The sequence below is a fragment of the Bradyrhizobium sp. LHD-71 genome (assembly GCF_031157255.1).
In the GTDB taxonomy this organism is placed as follows: Bacteria; Pseudomonadota; Alphaproteobacteria; order Rhizobiales; family Xanthobacteraceae; genus P52-10.
The window spans coordinates 153,336-179,333 of record NZ_JAVIFX010000001.1; the positions used below are offsets into that span (position 1 = coordinate 153,336).

Genomic DNA, 25,998 nt, shown 5'->3' on the forward strand with positions numbered 1-25,998 from the left:
TCCGCTATTTTCGAGTAGCTGACGTGACTCGGAATACCCATCGGGATGCACATCTCGTCGCTCAAGCCCTCATCGGCCTTGAAGAGGTTCGGCTACACCGATCTTGACGAGTTTCGTCAGGCCTTTCGCCTCGTCGATGTGCAATTCACCCCGATGTGCCGGACGGGCTCTGCCGAACAGGCGATCCTGTTGCTGCCCGGCTGCGAGCTCTATCTGCTCCGCACGTTCCCGCGCCTGCTCGACGCTTCGCTGGCGGATGGATGCACGTATGTCGGCGTCACGATGGCGGATAACGTCCCGCTCCGCTTCAATGGCCTGGAGAAAGATCGCCCTGCGATGTCGCTCGGCTACGGCGGCGCCGGTTACAAATTTCTCGAAAGCCAGGGTAGCTTCACCGCAGCGGCGATCTTCAATCCTGAAATCCGCGGCCGCGGCTGGCCATCAAGGGACAAGGTCTTCCTCGCCTGCGCGATCAGCGCAGAGGCCGAACAGCGCATTCGCGACATCATCTGCGCCGCCTTCAAGTTTGCCTCGGACGCACCTGCGGACGCCGCAGCGGCCGGCGCGCTGGAGGGTGTGAAGGAGACCATACTGGCTGCAATCGACAGCGCACTCGCCGATCCCTTGCCGTTCGAGCAATACAAGATCGGAACGTCGCGGCGCTACTTCGACATCGTGCAGAAGATCGAGAATGCGCTCGTCGATCGATTCGGCGGGCCGATCTACAGCGCGGCCCTTGCGAGCGAGATCGGCGTGTCCGTTCGCACCATGCACAACGCCATGCGCCAATTTCGCGGCATGAGTCTGCATCGCTATCTGCGGATGAAGCGGCTGTGGTCGGTGCGGCGGCAGCTTCTGGCTGGCGCGCACAAGGTCAGCGCCTGCGCGCTCGCCAACGGCTTCTGGCACCTTGGCGAATTCGCGCAGTTCTACACTGCCCAGTTCGGTGAAACTCCGTCGCAGACGCTCGCCCGCGCGCGGTAACCCCTCCCTGCCCTCGACCTGCAGTAACGCAGCAACATTAACATTTCATGGCATCTAACTGATATTGCTAAATATTTTCGTTCAACCAATTTAGCATCGGAAGCGCCCGATGAGGCACCCGCACTGTCACGCGCGCGAATTGTTTCTTCGCCTCGCTCCTCACGAAACAATTCTCCTCTCCGACGAAACCGTTTTCCGCCCTCACGCAAAACTCCTGCAGCCGTGAGGCCCTAGAACACCATCCAACGACGCGGCGGACAGTCGCAAGCAAAGCAACGTGGATGGAGATCGAAAATGCGCGCTCTGAGCCTCAGCCTGGTCCTCGCCTTCACCCTGGTTCTCTCTGGCGTCTCGATGGCCGGATCGTCATCCACCTGCGTGCCGAACACCGGCATGTTCGCCTTCAACAACGCCAAGATCGCCCAGCCGAACTGATTGGCCGGATCTCTCAAGAGGCCGCAGGAGGCTCCGATGAACCACTCGATGTACAGCGCCGACCGCAGCACGCACCTCAAGATCGTGATCGTCGCGGCGGTCGCAGCCATTTCGGTCGCAGCTCTCGGCATCACCGCCCGCGCCTCTGGCGACTACACCCAAACCGTGCGCGTCATTAAGGCTGATAAGCCGGTGATGGTCACGCATTCGGGCACTTCTGTCGTCCGCTGAGCGTTCGATACATGCGCCGTTAAAAGGCCGCCCGCGGGCGGCCTTTTTGTTTGCCGAACCAACTTGCCCTTCACTCTGCCGTGGCTCCGGTTCGTTCGATCAGATCCTTGAATTTCGCGGTTTCGCTGACAATGAACGGCTTGAGCTTGGGCGCATCGACGTCCGGCATCAGGGCGACGCCCTGCTCCTCGTGATACTTGACGATCGCAGGATCCTTCAGCGTCGCGTTGAAGGCTGTCGCCAGCTTGTCTACGACCGGCTGCGGCATGCCCGCCGGACCGACGAGCGTCGCCCACGCGGCGAACTGCACATCGGGATATCCGAGCTCACCGAATGTCGGAACATCGGCGTGGCTGACCATCCGCTTCGCTCCGGTCTGCGCAAGCGCGCGCAGCTTTCCGCCATCGATCTGCGGCTTCACCACGATCGAATAGTCGAACATCAGGTCGACGCGGCCGGCGAGCAGATCGGTCATGCCCGGTGCCGATCCCCGATACGGCACGTGAACCATGTTGATGCCGGCGTGCTTTGACATCAGTTCGGCCGTGAGGTGCGCCGCGGTGCCGTTGCCGACGGACGCATAGGTCAGCTTACCCGCGTTCTTCTTGGCGAACGCGACCAACTCCTCCAGCGACTTGAATGGTGAACTTGCAGGTACCACCAGCACCAGCGGCGACGACCCCATCCCATGGATCAAGGTGAAGGACGTCAAAGGATCGTAGGAGAGTTTCTTATACAGCGACACATTGGCGGCCATGACACCGTTCGCGGCGTAGAGCAGCGTATATCCATCTGGCTTTGCCGCCGCGACATACTCCGCGGCAACGATCCCGCCGGCGCCCGGCTTGTTCTCGACAATCACCGGTTGGCCCAGCTTTTCGCCAAGCGTCTTGGCAACCATACGCGCGCCCTGGTCACTGATACCCCCGGGTGCAAACCCCACCACCCATGTGACCGGGCGGGTCGGAAAATCCTGCGCGGTTGCCGTCGCCGTTGCGATTCCGAGCAGCACCGCCACGGCAGCAATTGTTCGCTTGAACGTCATTCTCCACTCCGGTTTCCACCATTCTGAAAGGTGTGTGTTCTTCATTATCGCCTCAGGCTTCCCGCTCCGCAGCAGAGATGCGCGGCGCGCATACGCCGCGCCGGGACAAGAAACTTGACGCCGGCGTCAACTTACGCATTATCGATGCAGGAGTCATGGCCGATGAACGCAGGCGCCTCTCACATCGTGGTCATGGGTGGCGGTCACGCCGGCGGCGCCGCCGTGGCCTTCCTGCGGCAATTCGGCTGGAAAGATCCGATCACACTGGTGTGCGCGGAATCCGCGCTGCCTTATCAGCGCCCGCCCCTGTCCAAGGCCTGGCTCAACGGTGAGATCTCGGAGAAAGACCTGCTGCTCCGACCAGCCAAGTTCTATTCAGATCACGCCATCGCCATTCGCCCAAACGTGGCCGCCGTGGCGGTCGATCCCGGCCAACAGACGGTCAGACTTGGTTGCGGCGCGAGCCTTCAATATTCGCACCTGATTGCCGCCACCGGGGCGCATCCCCTGGCGATGCCTGGGACTGAGGGTCTCACCGGGGTGTTGTTGCTGCGAACGATCGCGGACGCCGAGAAGATCCGGCTCGCCATGCGCGCCGGTAGCAACCTCGTGGTGATCGGCGGTGGCTTCGTTGGCCTTGAAGTTGCCGCGACTGCGCGGTCGCTCGGGATGAGCGTCACGATCGTGGAGCGTGAACCACATCTGTTGTCCCGTGTCGCAAGCAGGACGCTGGCCGCGTTCGTCGAGGGTTTTTTCCGCCGCAACCAGGTCCGCCTCGAGCTGGGCTGCACCGTCGACTCCTTCGCCAGCGATGAAGGGCGCGTGACCGGCGTTCGTCTGTCGAACGGAGCGCAGCTCAACGCCGATGCCGTGGTGGTGGGGATCGGCGCACGCCCGAATGACGCAATCCTGCGCGAAGCCGGCATCCGTTGCGAAAGTGGCGTCATCGTCGATGACTGCGCCCGGACGAGCCACGATGCTATCTTTGCCATAGGCGACTGCACCAATCGCCCCCTGCCCCAACTCGGCATTCGCGCGCGGCTGGAGAGCGTGCCGAGCGCGCTTGAGCAGGCGCGCCAGGCGGCATCGACCATCTGCGGACGCCCGGCGCCGAAGCCGGAAGTTCCATGGTTCTGGTCCGACCAGTTCGATTTGAGAATTCAGATCGCCGGCCTCCGCCATGGGACGACCGAAACGATCGTGCGCGGCGAGGTGGAAAGCGCCCGCTTCGCCGTTTTCCACCTTGGCGAGGGCGACGTCGTGCGCGCTGTCGAAGCCGTCAATGCCGCCCCGGAATTCATGATGGGAAAGACGCTGATCGCGCAGCAACGGCCCGTTTCGCGCGAGAAGCTCAGCAATATGGCGGTCGCAATTCGCGATGTCGCCATTTAGGGATCACAGGACGCATGCCAAAGATCAAACTGATCGAACACGATGGAACGGAACACGAGATCGATGGCGAGGTCGGCAAGTCGCTGATGCGCAACGCGGTCGACAACAATGTGCCGGGCATCGATGCCGATTGCGGCGGAGAGTGTGCCTGCGCGACCTGCCACGTGTTTGTCGATGATGAGTGGCTTCCCCGCACCGGCGCCCCGAGCGAGGAGGAAACGCGGCTTCTGGGTTTCGCCGCAACGCTGCAGCCGAACTCACGCCTGTCCTGCCAAATTCTCCTCGACGAGACGTTGAACGGTCTCGTCGTGAGGCTTCCGGAAGCCCAGCACTAAAAGCCAGCCCGAGAACAAGGAGCCACGTCATGAACGTTGCCGCCAACATTGACCACGAAACGCTCGCCCGGACGCTACCGCTTGACCAGTTCGATCCAGGCAACCCGAAGCTGTTCCAGGACGATGTGTGGATGCCGTATTTCGCGCGGCTGCGCCAGGAGGATCCGGTTCACTACTGTAAGGAGAGCCGGTTCGGACCTTACTGGTCAGTGACGAAGTACAAGGACATCATGACGGTGGAGACGAGCCATACGACATACTCGTCGGAGTCGGCGCTTGGAGGAATTTCCATCGTCGACCGGCCGGTGGAATTTCGGCGGCCGAGCTTCATCTCCATGGACCCCCCGAAACACGACGAACATCGCAAGGTCGTCCAGCCGATCGTTGCTCCTGGAAACCTCGCGAAGCTTGAGCAGATCATCCGCGAGCGGACCTGCAGCGTGCTCGATAGCCTACCCCGCAACGAGACATTCAACTGGGTAGACCTCGTCTCGATCGAGTTGACCACGCGAATGCTCGCGACGCTTTTCGATTTTCCGTTCGAGGACCGGCGCAAGCTCACCTACTGGTCGGATGTCGCCACAGCGGACGTGAATGCCGGCGGGCCGATCAATTCGGAGGAAAAGCGCACGGAAGTCCTGCAGGAGTGCCTGCAATATTTTACGCGCCTCTGGGAAGAACGCGCCAACGCGGCGCCGGGGTCCGACCTTGTTTCGATGTTGGCCCACGGGCCGGCGACGCGGAACCTGTCGCCGAAGGAATTTCTCGGCACGCTGACCCTGTTGATCGTCGGCGGCAACGACACGACGCGCAATTCGATGAGCGCGGGACTTTGGTTCCTGCACCAGAACCCGGCCGAGTTCGCGAAGCTTCGCGAGAACCCTGCCCTGGTCGACACCATGGTGCCTGAAATCATCCGCTACCACACGCCTCTGTCGCACATGCGGCGCACCGCCGTGCAGGATGCCGAGCTGAACGGCAAGACCATCCGCAAGGGCGACAAGGTGGTGATGTGGTACATCTCCGGCAACCGCGACGCTGATGCGATCGAAAACCCAGACACCTTCATCATCGACCGCAAGCGGCCGCGGCAGCACCTGTCGTTCGGCTTCGGACTGCACCGCTGTGTCGGTAATCGTCTCGCCGAGCTGCAACTGCGGATTCTCTGGGAGGAGATCCTGAAGCGCTTTGAGCGGATCGAGGTCATGGGACCGCCGCAGCGCATCTACTCCGCGTTCGTCCACGGCATTTCCGAGCTTCCTGTCCGGATTCCGGGCTAGGAATCGTCGTCCTGACGCGAGGAAGCGTTGCTGCCAGGGTGGCGGGCCACGAGCCCCGCCAGCCCGCGTAGAATCAGACCGACGGCAAACCGTGCAGCGTGGTCGGGATCCTGCGGTTTGCGGTAAAGCATCTGCAAGCCGACGTTTCGGGCGATGCCCGTGACCGACGCAGTGATGTACTCGACGTCGGCATCGCTTGCGAGCTCGGCCCCGAGCTTCTGTGTGACGGCGAGCTGAATTTCCTCGAACACGGCCCGCTGCGCAGGCGTCGCGACCTGGGTGGTCGGAGGACGCATGAAGCGGCGACGTCCCGTTCCCTTGAAGGCATATTCGTCGATCAGAAACCTGAAATACGCATTCATGATGCCGTCAAGATAGCTTTCGAGATCGCGGTATTTCTCGCGCTGCTCCTGCAGGATCGGCCGCAAGCGCATGGCCGCGTCGGTGGCGATCGCTGCGGCGATTTCTTCCTTCGAGTTGAAATAGTTGTAGAAGGTGCCGGAGGCGAGGTCCGTCGACCGTATGATGTCGCGGACCGTCGCCGCTTCATATCCTTTCTCGGCAAAGACGGCCTTGGCGGCAGCAAGGATCGCGGCGCGATTGCGCGCTTTCGTCTGCTCGCGCCGGCCCTCGGGCGGCTTGGCCAAAAATCGTTCTTCGAGCTGCGACATGACCCACGGCTGTTCGTCGGAAACGCTGATGTTCATCTAAAGAACGCCACCGGAAGACGCAAACACGTCGCAACCTTCCCTGGCACCGCGCCTACCCGCGCCTGACCCGGTCGCACCTGAGACGCTGGTCGTGACATAGCCGGATTCACCCAAGGGTTGCAGCACAATTCGTTGTGCCCAGCCAGGAGCGATGGATTGCCATGGGCTCGTGTGCGAAATTTGCGCTCTCCAAATCACCAGAGGAATGGTTGTGACGCTGACAATCTGGGGCCGCCGCAATTCTCTCAATGTCCAGAAAGTCATGTGGCTTGTCGGCGAATTGAACCTCGCTCATGAGCACATTCCTGCCGGTGGCAGCTTCGGCCAGCTCAATGATCCGCAATTTCTGGCCATGAATCCGCATGGGCGCGTTCCTGTGATCGATGATGCAGGAACGATAGTCTGGGAATCTCACGCCATCCTTCGCTATCTCGCGGCGCGATTTGGCGGAGAGCAATTCTGGCCGAACGATCCCGGCGAGCGCTCGCAGGCGGATCGATGGATGGATTGGTCGCAAACCTCCTTGCAGCCAGCCTTTCTGACTGAGGTCTTCTGGGGCTTCTACCGGACGCCCGAAGATCGGCGCGATTGGCCGACGATCAACCAGGGCATTGCCCGCTGTGCTCAATACTTCCAGCTTCTGGACCGCTGGCTAGAAGGGCGCACCTTCGTATGCGGCGATCAATTGACCCTTGCGGATATTCCGACCGGTACCTCCCTCTATCGATACTTCGAGCTGGAAATTGACCGCCCAACGGTGCCGAATGTGGAAGCTTGGTATCGGCGGCTTCAGGATCGAGAGGCCTATCGCGAGCACGTCATGATCCCATTCAGCGATCTCTACGGCCGCCTCGATTTTTAGAGCTGTCCGCGTTGGTCAGATCGGTATCAGCGGCAGTTTCCCGCCGGGCGGCCGTCGGCGTTGCGGTGCCAGCTGGACCCCCGCCGGAACTTGCAAATCATGGGCTTGCTAGCCGTCTCTGCGTCGGGCATACCCGACACTCGACGGAGACGTGGCCGAGTGGCTGAAGGCGGCGGTTTGCTAAACCGTTATAGGGTTGTAAAGCCCTATCGAGGGTTCGAATCCCTCCGTCTCCGCCACAAACTGCCCGATTTCTCTCCATAGTCCGATATTGCCGCCGATTACCGCTTAGCGCCAAGCCGCGTAGCAAATCGCCGATTCTGCAGTTGGGGCCACAGACCTTGTTCAGTGCGACGAGGGCGGACGTTGGAGCCGTCAGCGCGTGCTGTGTCGCGTGGCACCGGCCATCCATTCAATGCCAGCGGAAGCGGCAATAGAGGTTCGATGTCAGAAGCACCGTCAGAAACCAACGTGGTTCGGGTTCCTGCCTCTTCAACGCTTGGCAGGGAGGCCCTGGCGCTTAGGCATGAAGTCTTCGTCCTGGAGCAGGGCGTACCCGTAGAGGAGGAGATCGACGAGGACGATGCGACCGCAACGCACTTCGTGGCCATTTACGAAGGAGAAATTGTGGGGACGTTACGGGTGGTCTTCAGGCCAGAGCACGCCAAGATCGGCCGCGTCGTAGTTCGCCGTGAACGTCGTGAATTGGGCATCGCGCGGCGTATGATGATCTTCGCGATGGAGTATTGCAAAGCACTCGGCGTTAATCGCTTCTACCTTACGGCTCAGGTCGATAAACTCGGGCTCTATGAGAAGCTGGGGTTCGTCACCTTTGGCCCGCAATTCTTGGATGCAGGTATCCCTCATCTGGCCATGAAAACCTACTGATCTACATACGCCCCTACCCTGCATTGACGTTCGGCCCGTAGCTCTATTCGGGAGGGCCATTAGCCTAGGCGTAGTTCTCCGCTTCGACGTTCTCAGCCCCGCCAGTCCCTTTGTCCGGATAGGCCCACAGGCCTGATCTGACGGACACCATCAGCCGTCGTCCACATCCTGGCCCATCGTCACTTCCGTCAGGCTGCCGGCACGAACGCCGATGCCGACGTCAAACTCGTCATTCGGCGTGCGCCCGCAACTGGCGTAGCGGGTGCCGTCGGAGGAGGTCCGATCCTGCACCTTTACCTGCAGGCCAAGCGACCGACACCGCTCCGCAATGCGCGTCAGCAAGGCATTCGCCTCGACCCGTGACGTATAGTGTGCGTGGACAAATCCTGGCGCGGTGCCGTCGCGTCCCTGCCCCTCGTACACCAGAGTGCCGGGTTCGGCATCGATGGCGCCGATGCGTTCGACCAGACTGCCGCGCACGAACACGAGATAGCGCAGATCATTCGGACCGAACTCGTGCCGCTCCCATGCGAGCCAGGCCAGAACTGCGAACGTGGCAAATCCGATCGCGGACAGACAAACAAAGAAAGACATGATGACGCCGAACGCCTGCAGGTCCGTCAGCGGCTTGCGGGCCTTCGGCTTGCGCTCGCCGAACAGTCTTACGAGATCCTGCTGCGTCGTTCTCTGGCGGACGAAGATGCGCCGCATCCGGAAATCCGTTTCTGCCCACCCTTCATGCAGATGGTGTGATGCCAGCAAACCATGGCTTGATCGGGGCGCAGAGCATCCGACCTCCGCGCTTGCAGTCACACATCGCGTCGCCTGCGATCATCGCCGCAATGATGGCCGGCACCACACGCCATGATCATGACGCACCCTGCGTTGCGGTACCACGATGTGGATAAAGCGCCGTCGACGTTAGCGCGACTCTGCAGCAAGTGCTTTATGCGCCGCAAAGCCGTTTGAGGAAGAAAAGGCTAGGAGTTGCGTGGCGTTGAGTTGGCAGCTTGCGGTGTTGAAGATCCTGGCAGTGTCAGAGGATGGTCAGGCTTCGGTGGCATCAGTCACCCGCTCTCTCTCCATTCTCGTCACCGGCGCAGATGAATGGGAGGCCAGGCTGCGTCGGTCCATCCCCACCCACCATCCGTGCGACATTTTCAGTGGCGGCCTGGTCGACCGTCCGGCAAGAGGGGTCTGGCGGATCTTGCCTGCGGGTCGCGACTATCTTCGTTCGCTCGAGCCTTCATTCGAGTTCAAAAAAGCCGCCGAATAGACGCGCGGAAGGTCGATCGCTAAAGATTCTTCTTGTTCCCTTTTTGTTCTCATGCTTTATTCGCCCCGCCGCGCGAGACGCCGGCTTTTTTTTGGAAATGAGGGAGAGGCAATTATGGCGAAGAACGTTCTCGGATTTCTGGTTTCGGGTTTGCTGGCGACGGCAGTGATCGGGCTACCCCACGTAGCGATCGCGCAGGACGCGCCGAAAGCCGACGCGCGCGTCGCGGCAAAGCCGGAAAGCGCGAATGATACGAAACCGGAAGCCAAGGCCAAGCGTCCCCTCACCGCGCAGCAGCTCAAGATGAAGGAATGCGGCGCGAAGTGGAAGGAAGAGAAAGAGACCAAGGGCGTGAAGGGCCTCGAGGCCTGGAACAAGTTTCGCAGCGAGTGCATGAAGAGCTGACCCGCTTCGGCATCTGCACAGCAAATCGCCACCGTTCCGTGGCGGCATTCTCGCCACGGCATCGGGTTTGAATAGATACTTTTCAGAAGTAAGCAGATCGAGTGCGATGGCATGGCGCCCTCTAGCACTCGAGGGCGTCGGCGAACACGTCAGGGTCCAGGTCTCACTCAGCCGGAGTTCGGTGGTGAAGTCGCGGAAGAGTTTCCGCAAACGGAAAGAAACCTTTTCCTGCCGGGTCGGCTCTCGCCGAGTGAACTCTTCGAAAAGTGCGATCCGGCCGCCTGACCTGATGTCTCGCCGACACCCTCTTTCGTCAACCTGATCCTTACGACCTGTTCGCGGACGCGAAACCGACGAAGGATCCAGTGACGGTGCCGGCGGCAAGCCGCCGGCAATTCCTAGAAGTACGGCGTTACTTCTTCTTCGACTTCTTCTTCTTAGCTACCTTCTTCGCCGTCTTCTTCGCCTTCTTTGCCTTCTTAGCCATGTTGCCCTCCTAAAAGTGTGAGATGGCTCGTCAGTGTTCGTGCACCCCGCGATTCGAGATGCACTACAATTCGAATACACTAACGAAATAAAAAAACCACTGTGCCTCTTAAGGAAGTGTTGATGGCGGAGGCTCAGAACTTACGCAACGCGATCAATGCGATGCGCGCGTGCAGGTGAGTCTCTGCGGCGACGAGCGCGCGAGAAACTCAAGTGCTGACGTGTCAAGCATGCAAGAAACGCCTGCGGCACAGGCACTTCTTGATTGCAACAAAACATGCGCGCGTGATTTCGATTTATCGAATCGAACAAGCGTTGGCATCGCAAATCGCGTTTTGCGAATGCCGAGTCGCAAGAAACCGGCAACGAAAAAATTTTCGAGGAAAACTGTGAAGCGGCGCCAAAGCGCCCGCTGAAGCGCCCGTCGACGGCGAATCGAGGCGTCTTCGATTCGCATGTGAGTCGCAACTACGACGATGGAAACGATGCTTCGCGCCGGTGTGCGCCTACACGCACGGCGCAGATTAACCATCCCCGACCGCGCGAACGTGCGTTCAAATCCAAAGGCTAAGCTTGATTCAAAGGCCGAGCTTGATCTTCAGAAGGTCGTTGACGGCCTGCGGGTTCACCTTGCCGCCGGAGGCTTTCATCACCTGACCGACGAACCAGCCGATCATCGCCGGCTTTGCCTTCGCTTGCGCCACCTTGTCCGGATTTGCGGCGACGATCTCGTCGACCACCTTCTCGATTGCACCGAGATCCGTCACCTGCTTCATCCCGCGCGCTTCGACCAGCGCCTCCGGGTCTCCGCCTTCAGTCCAGACAATCTCGAACAAATCCTTGGCGATTTTTCCCGAGATCGTCGCCTGACCGATCAGGTTGATGATCACAGCGAGCTGCTTTGCGGAAACCGGCGAGGCGGAGATGCTTTTGGCTTCCTTGTTGAGGCGCCCGAACAACTCGTTGATGACCCAGTTCGCCGCCAGCTTGCCGTCGCGCGCACGATCTTTCAGCGCATCGAGCACAGCCTCGAAGAACTCCGCGCTCTCGCGCTCGGCAACCAGAACGCCGGCGTCATACGGCGAAAGCGCAAAGTCATTGATGAATCGAGCTTTCCTTTCGTCAGGCAACTCCGGCAAGTGCGCTTTCAGGTCGTCGACAAAGGCTTGCGAGAACTGAAGCGGCAACAGGTCCGGATCGGGGAAGTAGCGGTAGTCGTGCGCCTCTTCCTTCGAACGCATCGACCGCGTCTCACCCCTGTTCGGGTCAAAAAGCCTCGTCTCCTGTTCGATCGCGCCGCCATCCTCGATGACGTCGATCTGCCGCCGCGCCTCATAGTCGATCGCCTGGCCAATGAAGCGGATCGAATTGACGTTCTTGATCTCACAGCGGGTGCCGAGCGGCTCGCCGGGCTTGCGCACCGACACGTTCACGTCGGCTCGCAGGTTGCCCTTCTCCATGTCACCGTCGCAGGTACCCAGATAGCGCAGGATTGAGCGCAGCTTGGCTACGAAGGCTTTTGCCTGTTCCGAGGAGCGGATGTCCGGCTTGGACACGATCTCCATCAGCGCGATGCCTGAACGATTGAGGTCGACCAACGACATCGACGGGTGCTGATCATGCAGCAACTTGCCCGCATCCTGTTCCAGATGCAGCCGCTCAATGCCGACGACGATGCTCTCGCCCTCCTCCAGATCGACCGTCACCTCACCCTCGCCCACGATCGGCGACTTGTACTGACTGATCTGGTAGCCCTGCGGCAGATCCGGATAGAAGTAGTTCTTGCGGTCGAACACCGATTTCAAGTTGATCTTCGCGTTCAGCCCGAGCCCGGTGCGCACTGCCTGCCGCACGCACTCGACATTGATCACCGGCAGCATGCCGGGCATCGCCGCATCCACCAGCGACACCTGACTGTTGGGCTCGCCGCCGAAGGCGGTGGCGGCGCCCGAGAACAGCTTGGCGTTCGAGGTGACCTGCGCATGGATTTCCATGCCGATCACGACCTCCCAGTCCCCTGTGGCGCCGCGGAGCAGTTTCGATGGCTTTTTGGCGGATGCGTTCATGATGGCGCTTCTACCCGCTCGCTCTGTCCGAGAAAACCCCCGGCCAGTGCGGTGAATTTGAAATCCCTGCCAACCTCACGGTCAATCTCATCGCAGCGAATTCACTTCCAAAATCGCACTAGAATCATAAAGTTGCTGGTGCTTTTTATGTTTCCGAAGATGGCATGAGAGCCTGCTGCAAAGTGATGCGAACTTCGGAAACGGAGCCCGCGTCCGGAGATCGATCCCCTAGAGACCGGCGATGAAGCCGCGCAGCACCGGGCTCGCACGCAGCGCGTCGCGACCGGCGGCAATCGCCGCGTCCACCTGCTCCGGCGGCAGTCGGAAGCGCGTCGGGATGGCTTCGAGCTGAGCGGCCCGCGCCGGATCGAGCTGGTCGAAACCAAGACGGCCGATGAAGAATTTCAGATCGCGGCAGTTCCAGCCGGGCGGCGCGCCGTAGCGCGCGCGATCGGCAGCCGACAGGCCGCACCGCCACTGCACCATCGCCGCCTGCCACTCACTCATCGTACGGTCGAAGGCGGTGTAGCTTGCGCCGAGACTCGCATCCATGGTGGTGTCGATCGCCGCCTTGATCAGCTCGACGCCGCTCGGTCCTTCGACGGTGTTGACCCAGTTGCCCGCAAGCCCCGCCTTGGCGTCGACGATCAGAAACATCGCCCGCCTGAGCTTCACGGCCTGCGACGGCGTCAGCGGGCCATAAGGCGTCTCCGCCGATTCCCGCGCGATCGTAAAGCCGGCAAGCCCGTAATTGTCGACCAGACCTCCGTCCAGCAGCTTGATATACGGCACGGCGCCTTCGCGGTAACCGCTGATCGCCTTCGCGAACGACGTCAGCATCGGCGATTTGTTGCGGGCGTCACGCGAACGCAGGATCCATGCCGGCAATGGATCGGTGCAGGTGCCGGGATAGGCTTTCACCACCACCGGCGCGAAGGCGATGGGCACGGCGGCGGAGGCAGCGACTGCACTCGACAACGGATAGGCCGAGAGATCGCTGCAGATCGCACTGAAGGCCGTGGAGCCGAAGACGAATGGCGTCCGGTTGTAGATGTCGGAGGCGTTGATCCAGATGCGCGGGCGGCGGACATTGCGGAAATGACCAAACGTCGCGCCTTCGAACAGATTGGCGTCGAGCCATCGTGTGAACCCGGTCTGGTCGTTGACACCGCCGCCGAGGGCGCGTCCGAGCGTGCCAAGCGACAACGTCGTCTCAAGGTCTTCCTCAGCGTTGCGCAGCAGAAACCGTTCGCGAAAGTCGGCGAGCGCCTGGCGTTTCTTGAGGCCGTAATAGGCAGCCGTCACCGCGCCGCCCGACACACCTGAGATGAAGTCGATCCGCTCGATCAATGCGCTGGAGGCGCCGCGCAGCGGAATGCGGTTCATCTCCTCCAGCACGCCGAACGAGAACGCCGCCGCGCGCGTTCCTCCGCCGGAGAATGTCAGCCCGACCAGCACATCGTCGAGATAGGCGGGATCCTCGATCCCGACGCGGAGGTTTTCGGAGGCACTGCCGGTGAGCGGCAGGTTGACCGGCGCGTTGTGGACCGTCGCGCAGCCCAGCAACGCGGCGCCCAGCGCCATCACCCCCACAACGCGACGCATACAAAACATCTTCGACCCGCGCACCCGAGGCCAACAGCTAACCGCCCTAGCGCAGGCGCATCCCAAGCATGATTAATGTCGCGGTTACCACCACTTTGCGGCGACAAAGCGTCCCGCGGCCTGCTCGACCACTTCACCGAGCGAGAAGAGCGTTTCCTCATCGAACGGACGGCCGATCAGTTGCAGACCGAGGGGCAGCCCTTGGGCATCCTTGCCGGCAGGCACGGCAATGCCGGGAAGACCCGCCATGTTCACCGTCACGGTGAAAATGTCGTTCAGATACATTTCGACCGGATCGGCCTTGCCCTTCTCGCCGATGCCGAAGGCCGCCGACGGGGTCGCAGGCGTCAGGATCGCGTGCACGCCTTTGGCGAAGCAATCCTCGAAATCCTTCTTGATCAGCGTGCGGACCTTCTGCGCGCGCAGATAATAGGCGTCGTAGTAGCCGGCCGACAGCACGTAGGTGCCGATCATAACCCGGCGGCGGACTTCTGCGCCAAAGCCTTCGGCGCGCGTATTCTCATACATCTCCGCGATATTGCGCCCCGGCGCGCGCAGGCCGTAGCGCACGCCATCGTAGCGCGCGAGGTTGGACGAGGCTTCCGCCGGCGCAACGATGTAATAGGCCGGTAGCGCGTATTTCGTATGCGGCAGCGAAATATCGACGAGCTCCGCGCCCGCCGCCTTCAGCCAGTCGGCGCCTTGCGCCCACAGCTTCTCGATTTCGTCGGGCATGCCGTCCATCCGGTATTCCTTCGGAATACCGATCTTCATGCCCTTCACGGACTTTCCGACCGACGCTTCGAAATCCGGCACCGGCAGGTTCGCCGAAGTCGTGTCCTTCGGATCGTGGCCGGACATCGAGCGCATCAGGATGGCAGCGTCGCGCACTGTCTTCGCAACCGGCCCCGCCTGATCGAGCGAAGACGCGAATGCGACGATGCCCCAGCGCGAGCAACGGCCGTAAGTCGGCTTGATGCCGACGATGCCGGCGAACGATGCAGGCTGGCGGATCGACCCGCCCGTATCGGTCGCGGTCGCGCCGAGGCAAAGGTTGGCTGCAACCGCAGCGGCCGAGCCGCCGGACGAACCGCCGGGCACCAGCGGCGTACCTTCGATCGCGCCGTTCGAGCCCGCGCGGCGCCAGGGATTGACCACCGGGCCGAAGCATGACGTCTCGTTCGAGGACCCCATGGCGAATTCGTCGTTGTTGAGTTTGCCGAGCATGACCGCGTCGTCGCGCCAGAGTTGCGAGGTCACGGTGGACTCATATGGCGGCACAAACGCGTCGAGGACGTTCGAGCAGGCGGTGGTCCGCACGCCTTCGGTCGCAAACAGATCCTTGATGCCGAGCGGAATGCCCGCGAGTGGTCCCCCCTCGCCCTTGCCGATCTTTGCATCCGCCGCGCGCGCCATTGACCGCGCTCGCTCTGGCGTCTCGAGCACAAAGGCGTTGAGGGTGCGCGCGTCTTCGACCGCCTTCAGATGGGCATCGGTCAATTCCAGGGAGCTAAAGGATTTACTGGCGAGACCCTCGCGGGCCTCCGCCAGCGTCAACAATGTCAGATCAGTCATTTATCGTCGGCCGGGGCGCAGATGAACGGCGTGTGAGTGGAGAGCGTCTTGTCGTCATCCCAGGGATTGCGATTCCATGCCGCGGCCGCTTCCTTCTCAAGCTGCTTCAAGATCTCGTCCATCGCCTTGTCGGGATCGGCCATTTCGCCGGCCCTCTCCTTGGCGTCGAGATAGGCCATGTAGGCCTGGTAGGCCCGCTCATCCTGGCACATCATGCACATCGCGGTTCTCCGAACCCTAGTGACCCGGTTCTAACGTTCGCACCACTTTGCGGCAACCTCGCCTGCGAATGTTAGATCCAAGAGGGCACTAGCAACTTCATATAGCTAGTGCGCTTTTTGGATTGACGTTCGTACGCAGGACTCGCAGCAATGATGTACGAACGTCAAATCCAGCGCACTATGTGAACGCTATTCCACAACCTTCGGCACAACGAAGAAGTGGTTCTCCGAGGCCGGCGCGTTGGCGACGATGGCGTCGGCGATGCCGCCGTCCGTCACCACGTCCTCGCGCTTTTTCATTTCCATCGGCGTCACCGAGGTCATCGGCTCGACGCCATCAACATTAACCTCCTGAAGCTGCTCGACGAATGCCAGCACGGCATTGATCTCGCCCTGCAGGTGAGCAAGTTCCTCGTCCTTGACCGCGATCCGCGCCAGATGCGCGATCCGCCGGGTCGCGGCTGCGTCGACTGCCATATATAATGTCTCCGGCCCCGGTTGGGGATGTCCGGCTATAACAGACTTGGCTTTTGCGCTGCAACCGTCCCCGGCAGGCGGGAAATCAACCCTTCATCTGCTCGAGCCGCTGCAGCGCCGCCTGGGCCAACGACCGTGTCAGGTCGGCGGCCGGCATCTCTCGTCCCAGCGGGATGGCCTGTCCCGCCCAGAGATTGGTGAAATCGACTTTTTCCTGCTTCTCCGCTGCGGTCTTCAACGGGAACAGCGCCGTCGCGGCGTGTGGAAATGGCGGAGCTTCCGGTGCGACCGGGCCCACCTCGCGCATGACGCGGTTGACCACGCCGCGTGCCGGACGCCCTGTCATCACGTTGGTGATGACCGTCGAGTCATCGCTTGCTTCGGCGAGCGCCTTGCGAACGAGCGGCGCAACCAGCGACTCCGGGCATCGCAGATAGGCACTGCCGATCTGCACGCCCGCTGCGCCGAGCGCAAACGCGGCGGCGATGCCCCGTCCATCGGCAATGCCGCCCGCCGCAATCACGGGCACGCGCACCGCATCCACCACCTGCGGCACCAACGCGAATGTGCCCGGCTGATTGGCGATGTCGTCGGTCAGGAACATGCCGCGATGGCCGCCAGCTTCGGCACCTTGCGCGATGATTGCATCGACGCCGTTCGCTTCCAGCCAGACCGCCTCGCGCACGATCGTCGCTGACGCTATGACGAGGCAGCCGGCGTCCTTCACGCGGCGGAGCAGCGCCTTGTCCGGCAGGCCGAAGTGAAAGCTGACGACCTCCGGTTTCAACTCCTCGACCAGTTCGCACATCGCAGCATCGAATGGCGCCCGATTGGCGGCCGCGATCGGCGCGTAAGGATCGATATCGAGCTCGCGAAAATAGGGCGCGAGCCGCGTTCGCCAGCGCGCCTCCGCTTCGGCCTCCACCTCTGCTGCCTTGTGACAGAAGAAGTTCATGTTGAGCGGCGCAGAGACGCGCTGCCGGACGATGTTGACCTGCTCACGCGCCTTTTCCACCGGAAGCATTGCGCATCCGAGGGACGCCAGCGCGCCGGACTGTGCCGCGCCGATCATGATCTCGGCACCCTGCGCACCGGCCATCGGCGCCTGCACGATCGGCACTTCGATCTTGAAAAGATCGAGCAATCTGCGATCCGGCCACATGGCGAACCCTCCTGAGAAAGGCGCACATTGCTCCCAATGACGGCCGCAGTTCAAGCCTGCTCAAGCAGCTCGGAATTGCATGGTGCTGGAGAGACGATGATTTCACGCCCCCTCGTTGGCGAGCCGGTGTGCGAGATCCCGCGGGAGGACAAGGACACCTTTGACCTTCCTCGCCGCCCGATGTTACGCAAAGCCATGCCCGCCCCTGTCCTGCCGTTAACCGAAGCTGCCGCCCACCTGCCTGCGCAAGGCGCGCTGATCGGCCTTGATCTCGGTACGAAGACCATTGGCGTTGCGGTGTCCGATCCCGCCCGTCGCGTCGCCACCGGCGTCGAGACCATCGCCCGCAAGGCCTTCACCGCCGACGCCGCGCGTGTACTGGCACTCGCCGCCGAACGAAGGGCAACAGGCATCGTCCTCGGCCTGCCCATCAACATGGACGGCAGTGAAGGTACGCGCGCGCAGTCGACCCGCGCCTTCGCGCGCAATCTCGCCAAGCTGACCGAACTGCCGATCGCGCTGTGGGACGAGCGGCTGTCCACGACCGCCGTCGAGCGCGAGCTGATTGCCGCCGACGTCAGTCGCGCCAAGCGCGCAAAGGTGATCGACGAGCACGCGGCGATCTTCATCCTGCAAGGCGCGCTCGACCGTCTCGCAACTCTCGCGCGCGCAAGCGGCAGATAAGCATGGCCGCTGTTCTTGCCGCGTTGCTTCCTGTCTTCCTGCTTATCGTGCTGGGTTTTGCGCTGCGCCGCTACATGCTCAAAGAAGATGCTCACTGGCTCGGCCTCGAGCGGCTGGTTTACTTCGTGCTGTTTCCCGCCCTGCTGATCGACACACTGGCGCGCGCCAATCTCTCGTCCGTACCGATCGCCGACGTGGGCGGCGCGCTGCTGCTGGCAGTGCTGACGATGGCGGCCCTTTGCCTCGCGCTGCGGCGGCCGCTTGCGGCAACGCTCGGCGTCGACGGCCCGGCGTTCACGTCGATCTTCCAGGCGGCCACGCGCTGGCAAACCTTCGTCGCGCTCGCCGTCGCCAACAATCTCTACGGCGATGTTGGCGTGGCGCTCGCCTCGGTGGCGATGGTGGCGATGATTCCGGTTCTCAACGTCATGAGCGTGGCGGTGCTGGCGCGTTATGCCCGGCCGCAGCGGCTGGCCTGGCCGCAAATGCTGCTGGCAATCGCGCAGAACCCCTTGATCTGGGCCTGCGTGATCGGCCTGGCGCTGAACCTGTCGCGGCTGCCGATGCCACAGGTGGTGCACGACTTCGCCGATGCGCTCGGGCGTTCGTCACTGGCCATCGGGCTTCTGGTCGTCGGCGCGGGCCTGCGCATCGGCGAGCTGATCCGCCCCGGTATCGCGGCTTCGTTCACCGTGTTTCTCAAACTGATCGCAATGCCGGCGATCGCAATCGGCTACGCCCTGCTCTTCGGGCTGTCGGGCGTGAACCTTGCGGTTGTCGCCTGTTGTGCATCGGTACCGGCGGCATCGAACGCCTACGTGCTCGCAAAGCAACTTGGTGGCGATGCGCCCCTGCTCGCACAGATCCTGACGCTTCAGACGATACTCGCCGTGCTGACGATGCCGATCGTCATTTCACTGGCCAGATAGGCGGAAGGAGACCGCGACGCAGCCTCCCTCCTGCCGTCGATGGTTTCAGCAATCACTGGTTAGGATTGAAGTTGGTGCCAGGGACCCGTCGGCCGTCGCTGAACGTTCCGGAGCCGAAATATCCGGTCGACGGGCTGGAGCTGGAATTATAGGAATCGCCGAACGATGGTTGATAGGCGTATGGGCCACCATTGGGTCGATAGACGTACGGACCTGCGCCATCAGGTTGGTAGGCATACGGACCGCCGCCGTAAACAGGGGCCTGGTCTGCGCCATACGCGTTCATCGGATGACGTCCGCTCCGCGCGTCAGCCGACGCGATGGAAAGGATGACAGCACCTGCGACGCCAAGGGCCGTCGCTAGTTTCCATCTGCTGATGATCATTTTCTCTTCCTCCTGACGATACGTGCCGCGGAAGCCTGAATAGAAGATTCAGCCGGGCCACGGCACGCGCGGGAGGTGATCTCGCCAGTCGTGGGATACAAGAGACGCTGCGTTGAACTTTTTGTAACCTGCGTGCTCTCAATAATCGGTGAGCGCGGATCTTAGAGCCCATCCCAACTTCGCTCGCATTAACGACGCAAATCGCCGCCGCCGCGGATGGTCAGGGAAAGCCGCGTTGCGGCCTCCCCTGAATACGCCATGATGTGCTTACTGGTTCGGATTGTAGTTGGCGCCGTTGCGGCCATCGTTGAAATTGATGCCTCCGCCTGCCGGCCCCGGCACAAAGCCATAGGTCGCCCGGAACGACGGCTGGCGAACGACGGGGGCGCTGGACGCAGCATTATGGGCTTTCGCTGAGGTGCGCTTGGTGCGCGCTTCCGCCGACGGCGCTGACAGCGCGATTGCCCCTGCCACACCCAGGATCACCGCGAGTTTTGAGTTGATGCTGATCATTTTTGGCTCCTTGAAGGGAAGCGCGCGGAATCGAACATGTCGTCGCGCGCTGCGGCTTCGAGGTGGCTGTGTCATCGGCGTTGCACAAGATGCAGCGCATTGAACTTTTTGTAATTGATTAACTTGTAAACAATCGGTGAGCGCTGCGCTTGAAAGTTCATGCTCCGTCGGACGCGATCGGCGACAGAAAAATCGCGCACAGAGCGGCAAACAAAAAAAGAGGCTGCGCCGCAGCCTCTTTTTCGATCTTGTTCAACGCGAGCTTTACACGAATTCTAATTGCAGCTGGCGCAGGCCGTCCTTCATGGATGGCGTGTCGATGTCACTGGTTCGGATTCCAGTTGGTGCCCGGAATCTGGCCACGCCGGTTGCCGTAATAGCTGCCATATCCACCGTAGTAGGTGTTGTAGGCGTACGGATCATAATATCCGCCATACGATCCACCATACGCATAGGGTCCGCCATAGTAGGCATAAGGCCCGCCATAGTAGCCACCATAGCCATAGTCATCGTAATAGCGAGGCTGCGACGCGGCGGCCGCGATAGCGCCGAGCGTCAATACACCGGCCGCAATACCGAAACCAATTGCGGCGTTACGTCCGTTGCGCGCTTCGGCTGACGGCACCGAAAGCGCGATCGCTCCCGCCACGCCCAATGCCGTTGCCAGTTTCCACTTCGTCGTGGTCATGCTCATCTCCTGATGACAAGCCGCGGAGGCCTGAACGGATATCCAGCCGGCACGGCCTTGCTTGCGAACCGCAACGCTCGGCTTCGTAAATGGTTTCAGTGCCTTGCGAGGAATAAGGTACCGCACGATGAAATCTTCGTCATCGCGCGGTGACCTTGCGAGGGCCAGAACGACGCGAACCTGATCAGCTCAGGATTCTAGTTGATGAGCCACAACGCCTGCAGCCCGGCCATCAGATTGTAGAAGGCGTGGGTGATGACGGTGAGCCAGGTCGAACCGAAGCGATAGCGCAGATATCCGAACAATGCGCCGATCAGGAAAATGCCCGCGATATAGAACCAGTCATATTGCTGGTGAATGACAGCGAACAGAGCCGAGGACAGACCGATCGCGCCGACCGGACCGAGGAATGTCGCCGACCAGCCCCGAAACACGAAGCCGCGGAAGATGAACTCTTCCGCGATCGGCGCGCCGACGCAGAAGCCGAGCATCACCAGCCAGACTGTGCCGCTGTCGCGCGCCGACCGGACGCTGTCGAGTGCGAAGTCCGGTGACAGCGGATAGCCGGCGAACCAGGCGATCACATCGAGAGCCACGAGCAGCACGGCCGACGCGGCGAGCCCGAACACGATCTCCTTTGCAAGCGGCCGTCGCAACGCCAGGTAGGACGCGAACGAGCGGCGCGCCAGGCGCGTGGCAAGCCACAGAACCGTGAGCGCCGCGGGCAGACCGAGCAGCACCGAACCCGCAACCACGGCTCCGTGCCCGGCAACGGCCTTTATGCTTTGCTCATTGATGCCACCGGCGCCATTGAGGTTGACCGCAATCAGGATCGCGATCAGTTGACCTGCCGACATCGCAAGAAATGCGAGAGCACCCCAAAGGGCGGTGCCAAAAAACTTCCAGGTGCGCGGCATCTTCGCTCGAGATGATGTGGGGACGACGGCAAGTTCGGCGGACGACATGCATGACCTCTTCGGCACTTGGTCGCATTCCGAGCTCGCCTGGTTCAGAACCGCCGCCGCGGCGCGCCTTGCCCGCCTACGCTGGCCGTTTCACGCGGGCAATGCCCGCTCGAGCAGAGATCGACTGTCTGCCGCTGAAAGATCCGCCGCACCATAAATGCCGCCATGGGCAGCCTTCAACCGCGTCTGCGCGAACAGCCCGGCGTGTGAGGAATGGACGGCGCCGAGCGCTGCCACTGCCGCCAACAGGGCCAGTGTCTCAACCGCATGGCGGGCCATCCGCTCGGCATCAGCCTTTTGAAACGCCGACATCACAAGGCTTGCAGCTTCGTCGGTGCCGGCGAACTCCCCGGCCTCGGCGCGCAGCGCCTCCAGCACGGCGGCCGCCGCATCCGGCTCCCGCGCGAGCGCCCGCAGAACATCGAGGCACATGACGTTGCCCGAACCCTCCCAGATCGCATTCACGGGCGCTTCGCGATAATGCCGCGCGAGAACGCCCTCTTCGACATAGCCGTTGCCGCCGAGACATTCCATCGCCTCGAACAGGAATCCGGGCGCGCTCTTGCAGATCCAGTATTTCACCACCGGCGTCATCAGGCGCGCGAACGCCGCCTCGCCCGGATTGCGGTCGGCGAGGTCGAACGCGCGACATAGACGCATCACGAGCGCAACGGACGCTTCCACATGCAGGGCTAGATCGGCGAGCACGCTTTGCATCAGCGGCTGGTCGGCGAGATGCCTCTGGAACACGCTGCGATGGCGGGCGTGATGCAGCGCATGCGCCAGCCCGCTTCGCATCAGCCCTGCGGAAGCTATCGCGCAGTCCTGGCGCGTCAGCTGCACCATCTGGATGATCGTGCGGATGCCCTTGCCCTCCTCGCCGACGCGCTCTGCATAGGCGTCCGTGAATTCCACCTCGGATGAGGCGTTGGAGCGGTTGCCGAGCTTGTCCTTCAGCCGCTGCAAATGAATCGCGTTGATCGAACCGTCGCCGCGAAATCGCGGCATGAAGAAGCAACCGAGCCCGGCGTCTTCCTGCGCCAGCACCAGGAAGGCGTCGCACATCGGTGCCGACATGAACCACTTGTGGCCGATGATGCGGAAAGCGTCTCCGTCGCGTTCTGCGCGGGTGGCATTGCCGCGCACGTCGGTGCCGCCCTGCTTCTCGGTCATGCCCATTCCGAGCGTCATGCCGCGCTTGTTCCACCACGGCGCAAACGAGGGATCGTAGCTGCGGCTGGCGATGATCGGCATCGTCCGGCCAAGCAACGCAGGTGACGCTCCGAGCACGGCCACCGACGCGCGCGTCATCGTGATCGGGCACAGATGCCCGGTCTCGACCTGAGCGGCCATATAGAATTTCGCGGCGCGAACCACCTCGGACGGCGCCCCCGCCGGCTGGCCTTGGGCAGTCCACGTCGAATTGTGAAGGCCGGCGCGGATGCTGTGGGCCATCAGGTCATGATAGGCCGGATGAAACTCTACCTCGTCGCGCCGAAATCCTCTGGAGTCGAACGGCCGGAGCCTTGGCGCATTCTCGTTTGCCGCGCGGGCCATTGCAGCCATTGCGGCCGATCCCCACTCCTTGCCGAATGCCGACAGTTCGGACCGGGCGGCGCCACCGCCATTCGCCGCCACCGCCTCCGCAAGCGGCCGGTCCAGCAAGAACAGGTCGACGTCTTCGAACGGCGGCGACTGATTGAAGACGTCATGGGTCTCGAAACGAGCGATTGCCATGGCAAATCCTGGTCTCGTACGCGTTGCCGGGAGGCAAAATCATAGGCCGCAAAGGAACGTTTTCCAATCCGGAGGGAACGGTCAAAGAAGATGCGAATTTTGCCTATTCGACCCATAACCGTTCGAAGAACGGCGTCGGCTCGCTCGCCCGTGCCATTCGAAGAACGGCGTCGCTTCGCTCGCCCGTAGCCGTTCGAAGAACGGCGTCGCTTCGCTCGCCCGTAGCCGTTCGAAGAACGGCGTCGCTTCGCTCGCCTATGGGGGGCGTCAGCCTGGGGACAGGCGCAGATCCAGCGAAATCGGCCTTGCCCCGCGATACGTCTGCTCCTATAGCACTTGCTTTAATGACCGCCGCTCCGAAATCGTCCTTCGTCCTTGGCCACCGGCATCTTCTGGGGATTGAAGGCCTTTCCGTCGCCGATATCACCGGCCTCCTGGACCTTTCGGAAGAGTTCGTCGAGCTCAACAGGCAGATCGAAAAGAAGACGACCTACCTGCGCGGCCGCACGCAGATCAACCTGTTCTTCGAGGCCTCCACCCGCACGCAATCCTCGTTCGAGATCGCGGGCAAACGGCTGGGCGCCGACGTGATGAACATGTCGGTTTCCTCCTCCTCCATGCGCAAGGGCGAGACGCTGATCGATACGGCGGCCACCTTGAACGCCATGCACCCGGATATTCTCGTCGTGCGCCACCACGCCTCCGGCGCGGTGGAACTCCTGGCCCGCAAGGTCGACGGCTCGGTGATCAACGCCGGCGACGGCGCCCACGAGCATCCGACCCAGGCCCTGCTCGACGCCCTGACGATCCGCCGCAACAAGGGGCGCATCGAAGGGCTGACGGTCGCGATCTGCGGCGACGTGATGCATTCGCGCGTTGCCCGCTCCAATATCCTGCTGCTGACCGCTATGGGCGCGCGGGTGCGGGTGGTCGCCCCCTCCACGCTGCTGCCGCCCGGCATTGAACGGATGGGCGTCGAGGTTGCGCGCGACATGCGCGAGGGACTGAACGGCGCCGACATCGTCATGATGCTGCGGCTGCAGCGCGAACGGATGAACGGCTCCTTCGTGCCGTCGAGCCAGGAGTACTTCCAGTATTTCGGCCTCGATCAGAAGAAGCTGAACTATGCGAAGCCCGACGCGCTAGTCATGCATCCGGGGCCGATGAATCGCGGCGTCGAGATCGACTCGCTGGTCGCCGACGGGGCTCAATCCCTAATCCGCGAACAGGTGGAGATGGGCGTCGCCGTCCGCATGGCGGTGCTCGAGGCGCTCGCGCGCAACCTTCCAAATGCATAGGGCGGGCAAGCAAGCCATGCTGACGGACCGCCGCCCCATCCTGCTCGCCAACGCCCGGCTCGTCGACCCATCGCGTGGTGTGGACGAGCCAGGGGACGTGCTGATCGCCGATGGCATCATTCGCGACGCGCGGCGTGGCATCGGCGCGGCCGGCGTGCCGGAAGGCACCGACATCATCAATTGTGGCGGCAAGGTCGTTGCACCCGGCCTGATCGACATGTGCGCATTCGCGGGCGAACCGGGCGCAAACCACAGAGAGACCTTCGAGTCGGCGAGCGCGGCAGCAGCGGCGAGCGGCATCACCACCATCGTCTGCCGTCCCGACACCTCGCCGGCGATCGACAATTCAGCCACCGTCGACTTCGTGCTGCGCCGCGCGCGCGACACCGCGGTCGTGAACGTCCAACCGATGGCGGCGCTGACCAAGGGGTTGCGCGGCGAGGAGATGACTGAGATCGGCCTGCTCAAGGCAGCCGGCGCCGTCGCCTTCACCGACGCCGGCAAGAGCGTCACCAACGCCATGGTGATGCGTCGCGCCCTCACCTACGCCAAGGATTTCGATGCGCTGATCGTGCATCACACCGAGGACCCGAACCTTGTCGGCGAAGGCGTGATGAATGAAGGCGAGTTCGCAGCGCGCCTCGGCCTGGTCGGCACCCCCACCGCCGCCGAGGCGATCATGCTGGAGCGCGACATGCGCCTCGTGGCGCTCACCGGTGGCAGGTATCACGCCGCTTCGCTCACCTGCATCGAGTCGCTGGAGATCTTGAAGCGCGCCAAGGACGCCGGGCTGAGGGTCAGTGCATCCGTCTCGATCAACCACGTCAACCTGAACGAGAACGACATCGGTCCCTACCGCACCTACCTGAAGCTGTCGCCGCCGCTGCGCACCGAGGCCGACCGCGCCGCGCTCGCCGCTGCCGTCGCATCAGGGCTGATCGACACGGTGATGTCCGACCACAATCCGCAGGACGTCGAGACCAAGCGCCTGCCGTTCGAAGAAGCCGAGGCCGGCGCCATCGGGCTCGAGACAATGCTGCCGGCCGGGCTGCGGCTGGTGCACAATGGCGAGCTCGACCTGAAGGCGCTGATCCGCGCCATGTCGACGCGCCCGGCCGAGCTGCTTGGCCTGCCTGGCGGAACGCTCAAGCCCGGCGCGCCGGCGGACCTGGTGGTGATCGATCTCGACACGCCGTGGGTGGTCGATCCCGCGAAGCTGCGCTCATCATGCAAGAATACGCCGTTCGATGAGGCAAAGTTCATGGGCGGAGCGGTGCGCACGATCGCGGGCGGCCGTACCGTCTTTCAAAGAGCGATGCCGTAGGAGTTGGACAAACAAGCGGTATTGCCGCGCAGGCGGCGAT

At 62.3% G+C, this 25,998-nt stretch carries 28 protein-coding genes and 1 tRNA gene; 15 read left to right on the plus strand and 14 right to left on the minus strand.

Annotated elements, in window-relative coordinates; genetic code table 11:
- The first annotated feature begins 45 nt into the window (after positions 1 to 45).
- The 3 genes from RCO31_RS00745 to RCO31_RS00755 all read left to right on the plus strand — a co-directional run bounded on the left by RCO31_RS00745 (position 46) and on the right by RCO31_RS00755 (position 1,650).
- The gene (locus RCO31_RS00745) at positions 46 to 984 is read left to right on the plus strand and encodes a helix-turn-helix domain-containing protein (protein WP_308966252.1); all 939 of its coding nucleotides are present in this window, start codon (positions 46 to 48) and stop codon (positions 982 to 984) included.
- Between the two features lie 294 nt (positions 985 to 1,278).
- Entirely contained in the window at positions 1,279 to 1,419 is a 141-nt protein-coding gene (locus RCO31_RS00750) for a hypothetical protein (RefSeq protein ID WP_308966253.1), read from the plus strand.
- 36 nt (positions 1,420 to 1,455) lie between these two features.
- A complete protein-coding gene (locus RCO31_RS00755) occupies positions 1,456 to 1,650 on the plus strand; it encodes a hypothetical protein (RefSeq protein WP_308966254.1) in 195 nt (64 codons plus the stop codon).
- 70 nt (positions 1,651 to 1,720) lie between these two features.
- Here RCO31_RS00755 and RCO31_RS00760 read toward each other — a convergent pair whose 3' ends face one another.
- Positions 1,721 to 2,695 (minus strand): tripartite tricarboxylate transporter substrate binding protein, encoded by a 975-nt coding sequence (locus tag RCO31_RS00760; RefSeq protein ID WP_308966255.1) that lies wholly within the window; start codon positions 2,693 to 2,695, stop codon positions 1,721 to 1,723.
- A 162-nt stretch (positions 2,696 to 2,857) separates the two neighbouring features.
- Between RCO31_RS00760 and RCO31_RS00765 the strand changes: the two genes are divergently transcribed.
- The 3 genes from RCO31_RS00765 to RCO31_RS00775 are packed head-to-tail and all read left to right on the plus strand — an operon-like array spanning position 2,858 to position 5,702.
- Positions 2,858 to 4,087, plus strand: a complete 1,230-nt coding sequence (locus RCO31_RS00765; protein WP_308966256.1) for an FAD-dependent oxidoreductase — start codon at positions 2,858 to 2,860, stop codon at positions 4,085 to 4,087.
- A 14-nt stretch (positions 4,088 to 4,101) separates the two neighbouring features.
- A complete protein-coding gene (locus tag RCO31_RS00770) occupies positions 4,102 to 4,422 on the plus strand; it encodes a 2Fe-2S iron-sulfur cluster-binding protein (protein WP_308966257.1) in 321 nt (106 codons plus the stop codon).
- A gap of 29 nt (positions 4,423 to 4,451) precedes the next feature.
- Positions 4,452 to 5,702 (plus strand): cytochrome P450, encoded by a 1,251-nt coding sequence (locus RCO31_RS00775; RefSeq protein ID WP_308966258.1) that lies wholly within the window; start codon positions 4,452 to 4,454, stop codon positions 5,700 to 5,702.
- On the opposite strand, the gene RCO31_RS00780 is transcribed toward RCO31_RS00775, so the two are convergent.
- Positions 5,699 to 6,409: a TetR/AcrR family transcriptional regulator gene (locus RCO31_RS00780; RefSeq protein ID WP_308966259.1), complete on the minus strand. Its 711-nt coding sequence runs from the start codon at positions 6,407 to 6,409 to the stop codon at positions 5,699 to 5,701. The two genes, RCO31_RS00775 and RCO31_RS00780, sit on opposite strands and share 4 nt — an antisense overlap.
- Before the next feature lie 208 nt (positions 6,410 to 6,617).
- On the opposite strand from RCO31_RS00780, the gene RCO31_RS00785 reads away from it, so the two are divergent.
- From RCO31_RS00785 to RCO31_RS00795, 3 genes are all read left to right on the plus strand, one after another.
- Positions 6,618 to 7,274: a glutathione S-transferase gene (locus tag RCO31_RS00785; protein ID WP_308966260.1), complete on the plus strand. Its 657-nt coding sequence runs from the start codon at positions 6,618 to 6,620 to the stop codon at positions 7,272 to 7,274.
- 145 nt (positions 7,275 to 7,419) lie between these two features.
- A tRNA-Ser gene (locus RCO31_RS00790) sits at positions 7,420 to 7,513 on the plus strand.
- A gap of 205 nt (positions 7,514 to 7,718) precedes the next feature.
- Entirely contained in the window at positions 7,719 to 8,162 is a 444-nt protein-coding gene (locus tag RCO31_RS00795; RefSeq protein ID WP_308966261.1) for a GNAT family N-acetyltransferase, read from the plus strand.
- 150 nt (positions 8,163 to 8,312) lie between these two features.
- On the opposite strand, the gene RCO31_RS00800 is transcribed toward RCO31_RS00795, so the two are convergent.
- On the minus strand, positions 8,313 to 8,873 hold the full coding sequence (locus RCO31_RS00800) for a hypothetical protein (protein ID WP_308966262.1): 561 nt from the start codon (positions 8,871 to 8,873) through the stop codon (positions 8,313 to 8,315).
- 286 nt (positions 8,874 to 9,159) lie between these two features.
- On the opposite strand from RCO31_RS00800, the gene RCO31_RS00805 reads away from it, so the two are divergent.
- Positions 9,160 to 9,438, plus strand: coding sequence for a hypothetical protein (locus RCO31_RS00805; protein ID WP_308966263.1), 279 nt, complete (start codon positions 9,160 to 9,162; stop codon positions 9,436 to 9,438).
- Positions 9,439 to 9,552: 114 nt separating this feature from the next.
- The gene (locus RCO31_RS00810; protein ID WP_308966264.1) at positions 9,553 to 9,843 is read left to right on the plus strand and encodes a hypothetical protein; all 291 of its coding nucleotides are present in this window, start codon (positions 9,553 to 9,555) and stop codon (positions 9,841 to 9,843) included.
- A gap of 1,064 nt (positions 9,844 to 10,907) precedes the next feature.
- Here the strand turns inward: RCO31_RS00810 and gatB are convergent.
- From gatB to RCO31_RS00840, 6 genes are all read right to left on the minus strand, one after another.
- A complete protein-coding gene (gene gatB / locus RCO31_RS00815) occupies positions 10,908 to 12,395 on the minus strand; it encodes an Asp-tRNA(Asn)/Glu-tRNA(Gln) amidotransferase subunit GatB (RefSeq protein WP_308966265.1) in 1,488 nt (495 codons plus the stop codon).
- A gap of 228 nt (positions 12,396 to 12,623) precedes the next feature.
- A complete protein-coding gene (locus RCO31_RS00820; RefSeq protein ID WP_308966266.1) occupies positions 12,624 to 14,000 on the minus strand; it encodes a patatin-like phospholipase family protein in 1,377 nt (458 codons plus the stop codon).
- An 84-nt stretch (positions 14,001 to 14,084) separates the two neighbouring features.
- Positions 14,085 to 15,575, minus strand: coding sequence for an Asp-tRNA(Asn)/Glu-tRNA(Gln) amidotransferase subunit GatA (gene gatA / locus RCO31_RS00825; protein ID WP_308966267.1), 1,491 nt, complete (start codon positions 15,573 to 15,575; stop codon positions 14,085 to 14,087).
- Positions 15,572 to 15,796, minus strand: a complete 225-nt coding sequence (locus tag RCO31_RS00830) for a hypothetical protein (RefSeq protein ID WP_308966268.1) — start codon at positions 15,794 to 15,796, stop codon at positions 15,572 to 15,574. The genes gatA and RCO31_RS00830 overlap by 4 nt, the downstream gene beginning before the upstream one ends.
- 189 nt (positions 15,797 to 15,985) lie before the next feature.
- The gene (gatC, locus tag RCO31_RS00835; protein WP_308966269.1) at positions 15,986 to 16,273 is read right to left on the minus strand and encodes an Asp-tRNA(Asn)/Glu-tRNA(Gln) amidotransferase subunit GatC; all 288 of its coding nucleotides are present in this window, start codon (positions 16,271 to 16,273) and stop codon (positions 15,986 to 15,988) included.
- An 85-nt stretch (positions 16,274 to 16,358) separates the two neighbouring features.
- A complete protein-coding gene (locus tag RCO31_RS00840; protein WP_308966270.1) occupies positions 16,359 to 17,435 on the minus strand; it encodes a nitronate monooxygenase family protein in 1,077 nt (358 codons plus the stop codon).
- A gap of 195 nt (positions 17,436 to 17,630) precedes the next feature.
- Between RCO31_RS00840 and ruvX the strand changes: the two genes are divergently transcribed.
- A complete protein-coding gene (gene ruvX / locus RCO31_RS00845) occupies positions 17,631 to 18,119 on the plus strand; it encodes a Holliday junction resolvase RuvX (protein ID WP_308966381.1) in 489 nt (162 codons plus the stop codon).
- Between the two features lie 2 nt (positions 18,120 to 18,121).
- A complete protein-coding gene (locus RCO31_RS00850; RefSeq protein WP_308966271.1) occupies positions 18,122 to 19,048 on the plus strand; it encodes an AEC family transporter in 927 nt (308 codons plus the stop codon).
- Between the two features lie 52 nt (positions 19,049 to 19,100).
- On the opposite strand, the gene RCO31_RS00855 is transcribed toward RCO31_RS00850, so the two are convergent.
- The 5 genes from RCO31_RS00855 to RCO31_RS00875 form a co-directional block, all read right to left on the minus strand.
- Positions 19,101 to 19,433, minus strand: coding sequence for a hypothetical protein (locus tag RCO31_RS00855; RefSeq protein WP_308966272.1), 333 nt, complete (start codon positions 19,431 to 19,433; stop codon positions 19,101 to 19,103).
- A 267-nt stretch (positions 19,434 to 19,700) separates the two neighbouring features.
- The gene (locus RCO31_RS00860; protein WP_308966273.1) at positions 19,701 to 19,946 is read right to left on the minus strand and encodes a hypothetical protein; all 246 of its coding nucleotides are present in this window, start codon (positions 19,944 to 19,946) and stop codon (positions 19,701 to 19,703) included.
- Between the two features lie 322 nt (positions 19,947 to 20,268).
- A complete protein-coding gene (locus tag RCO31_RS00865; RefSeq protein ID WP_308966274.1) occupies positions 20,269 to 20,634 on the minus strand; it encodes a hypothetical protein in 366 nt (121 codons plus the stop codon).
- A gap of 197 nt (positions 20,635 to 20,831) precedes the next feature.
- Positions 20,832 to 21,599: a CPBP family intramembrane glutamic endopeptidase gene (locus RCO31_RS00870; RefSeq protein ID WP_308966275.1), complete on the minus strand. Its 768-nt coding sequence runs from the start codon at positions 21,597 to 21,599 to the stop codon at positions 20,832 to 20,834.
- Between the two features lie 90 nt (positions 21,600 to 21,689).
- Positions 21,690 to 23,336, minus strand: a complete 1,647-nt coding sequence (locus RCO31_RS00875) for an acyl-CoA dehydrogenase family protein (protein ID WP_308966276.1) — start codon at positions 23,334 to 23,336, stop codon at positions 21,690 to 21,692.
- 344 nt (positions 23,337 to 23,680) lie between these two features.
- On the opposite strand from RCO31_RS00875, the gene RCO31_RS00880 reads away from it, so the two are divergent.
- Complete coding sequence (locus RCO31_RS00880) at positions 23,681 to 24,634, plus strand: aspartate carbamoyltransferase catalytic subunit (protein ID WP_308966277.1); 954 nt, start codon at positions 23,681 to 23,683, stop codon at positions 24,632 to 24,634.
- Positions 24,635 to 24,650: 16 nt separating this feature from the next.
- The gene (locus RCO31_RS00885) at positions 24,651 to 25,958 is read left to right on the plus strand and encodes a dihydroorotase (protein ID WP_308966278.1); all 1,308 of its coding nucleotides are present in this window, start codon (positions 24,651 to 24,653) and stop codon (positions 25,956 to 25,958) included.
- Positions 25,959 to 25,998 lie beyond the last annotated feature (40 nt).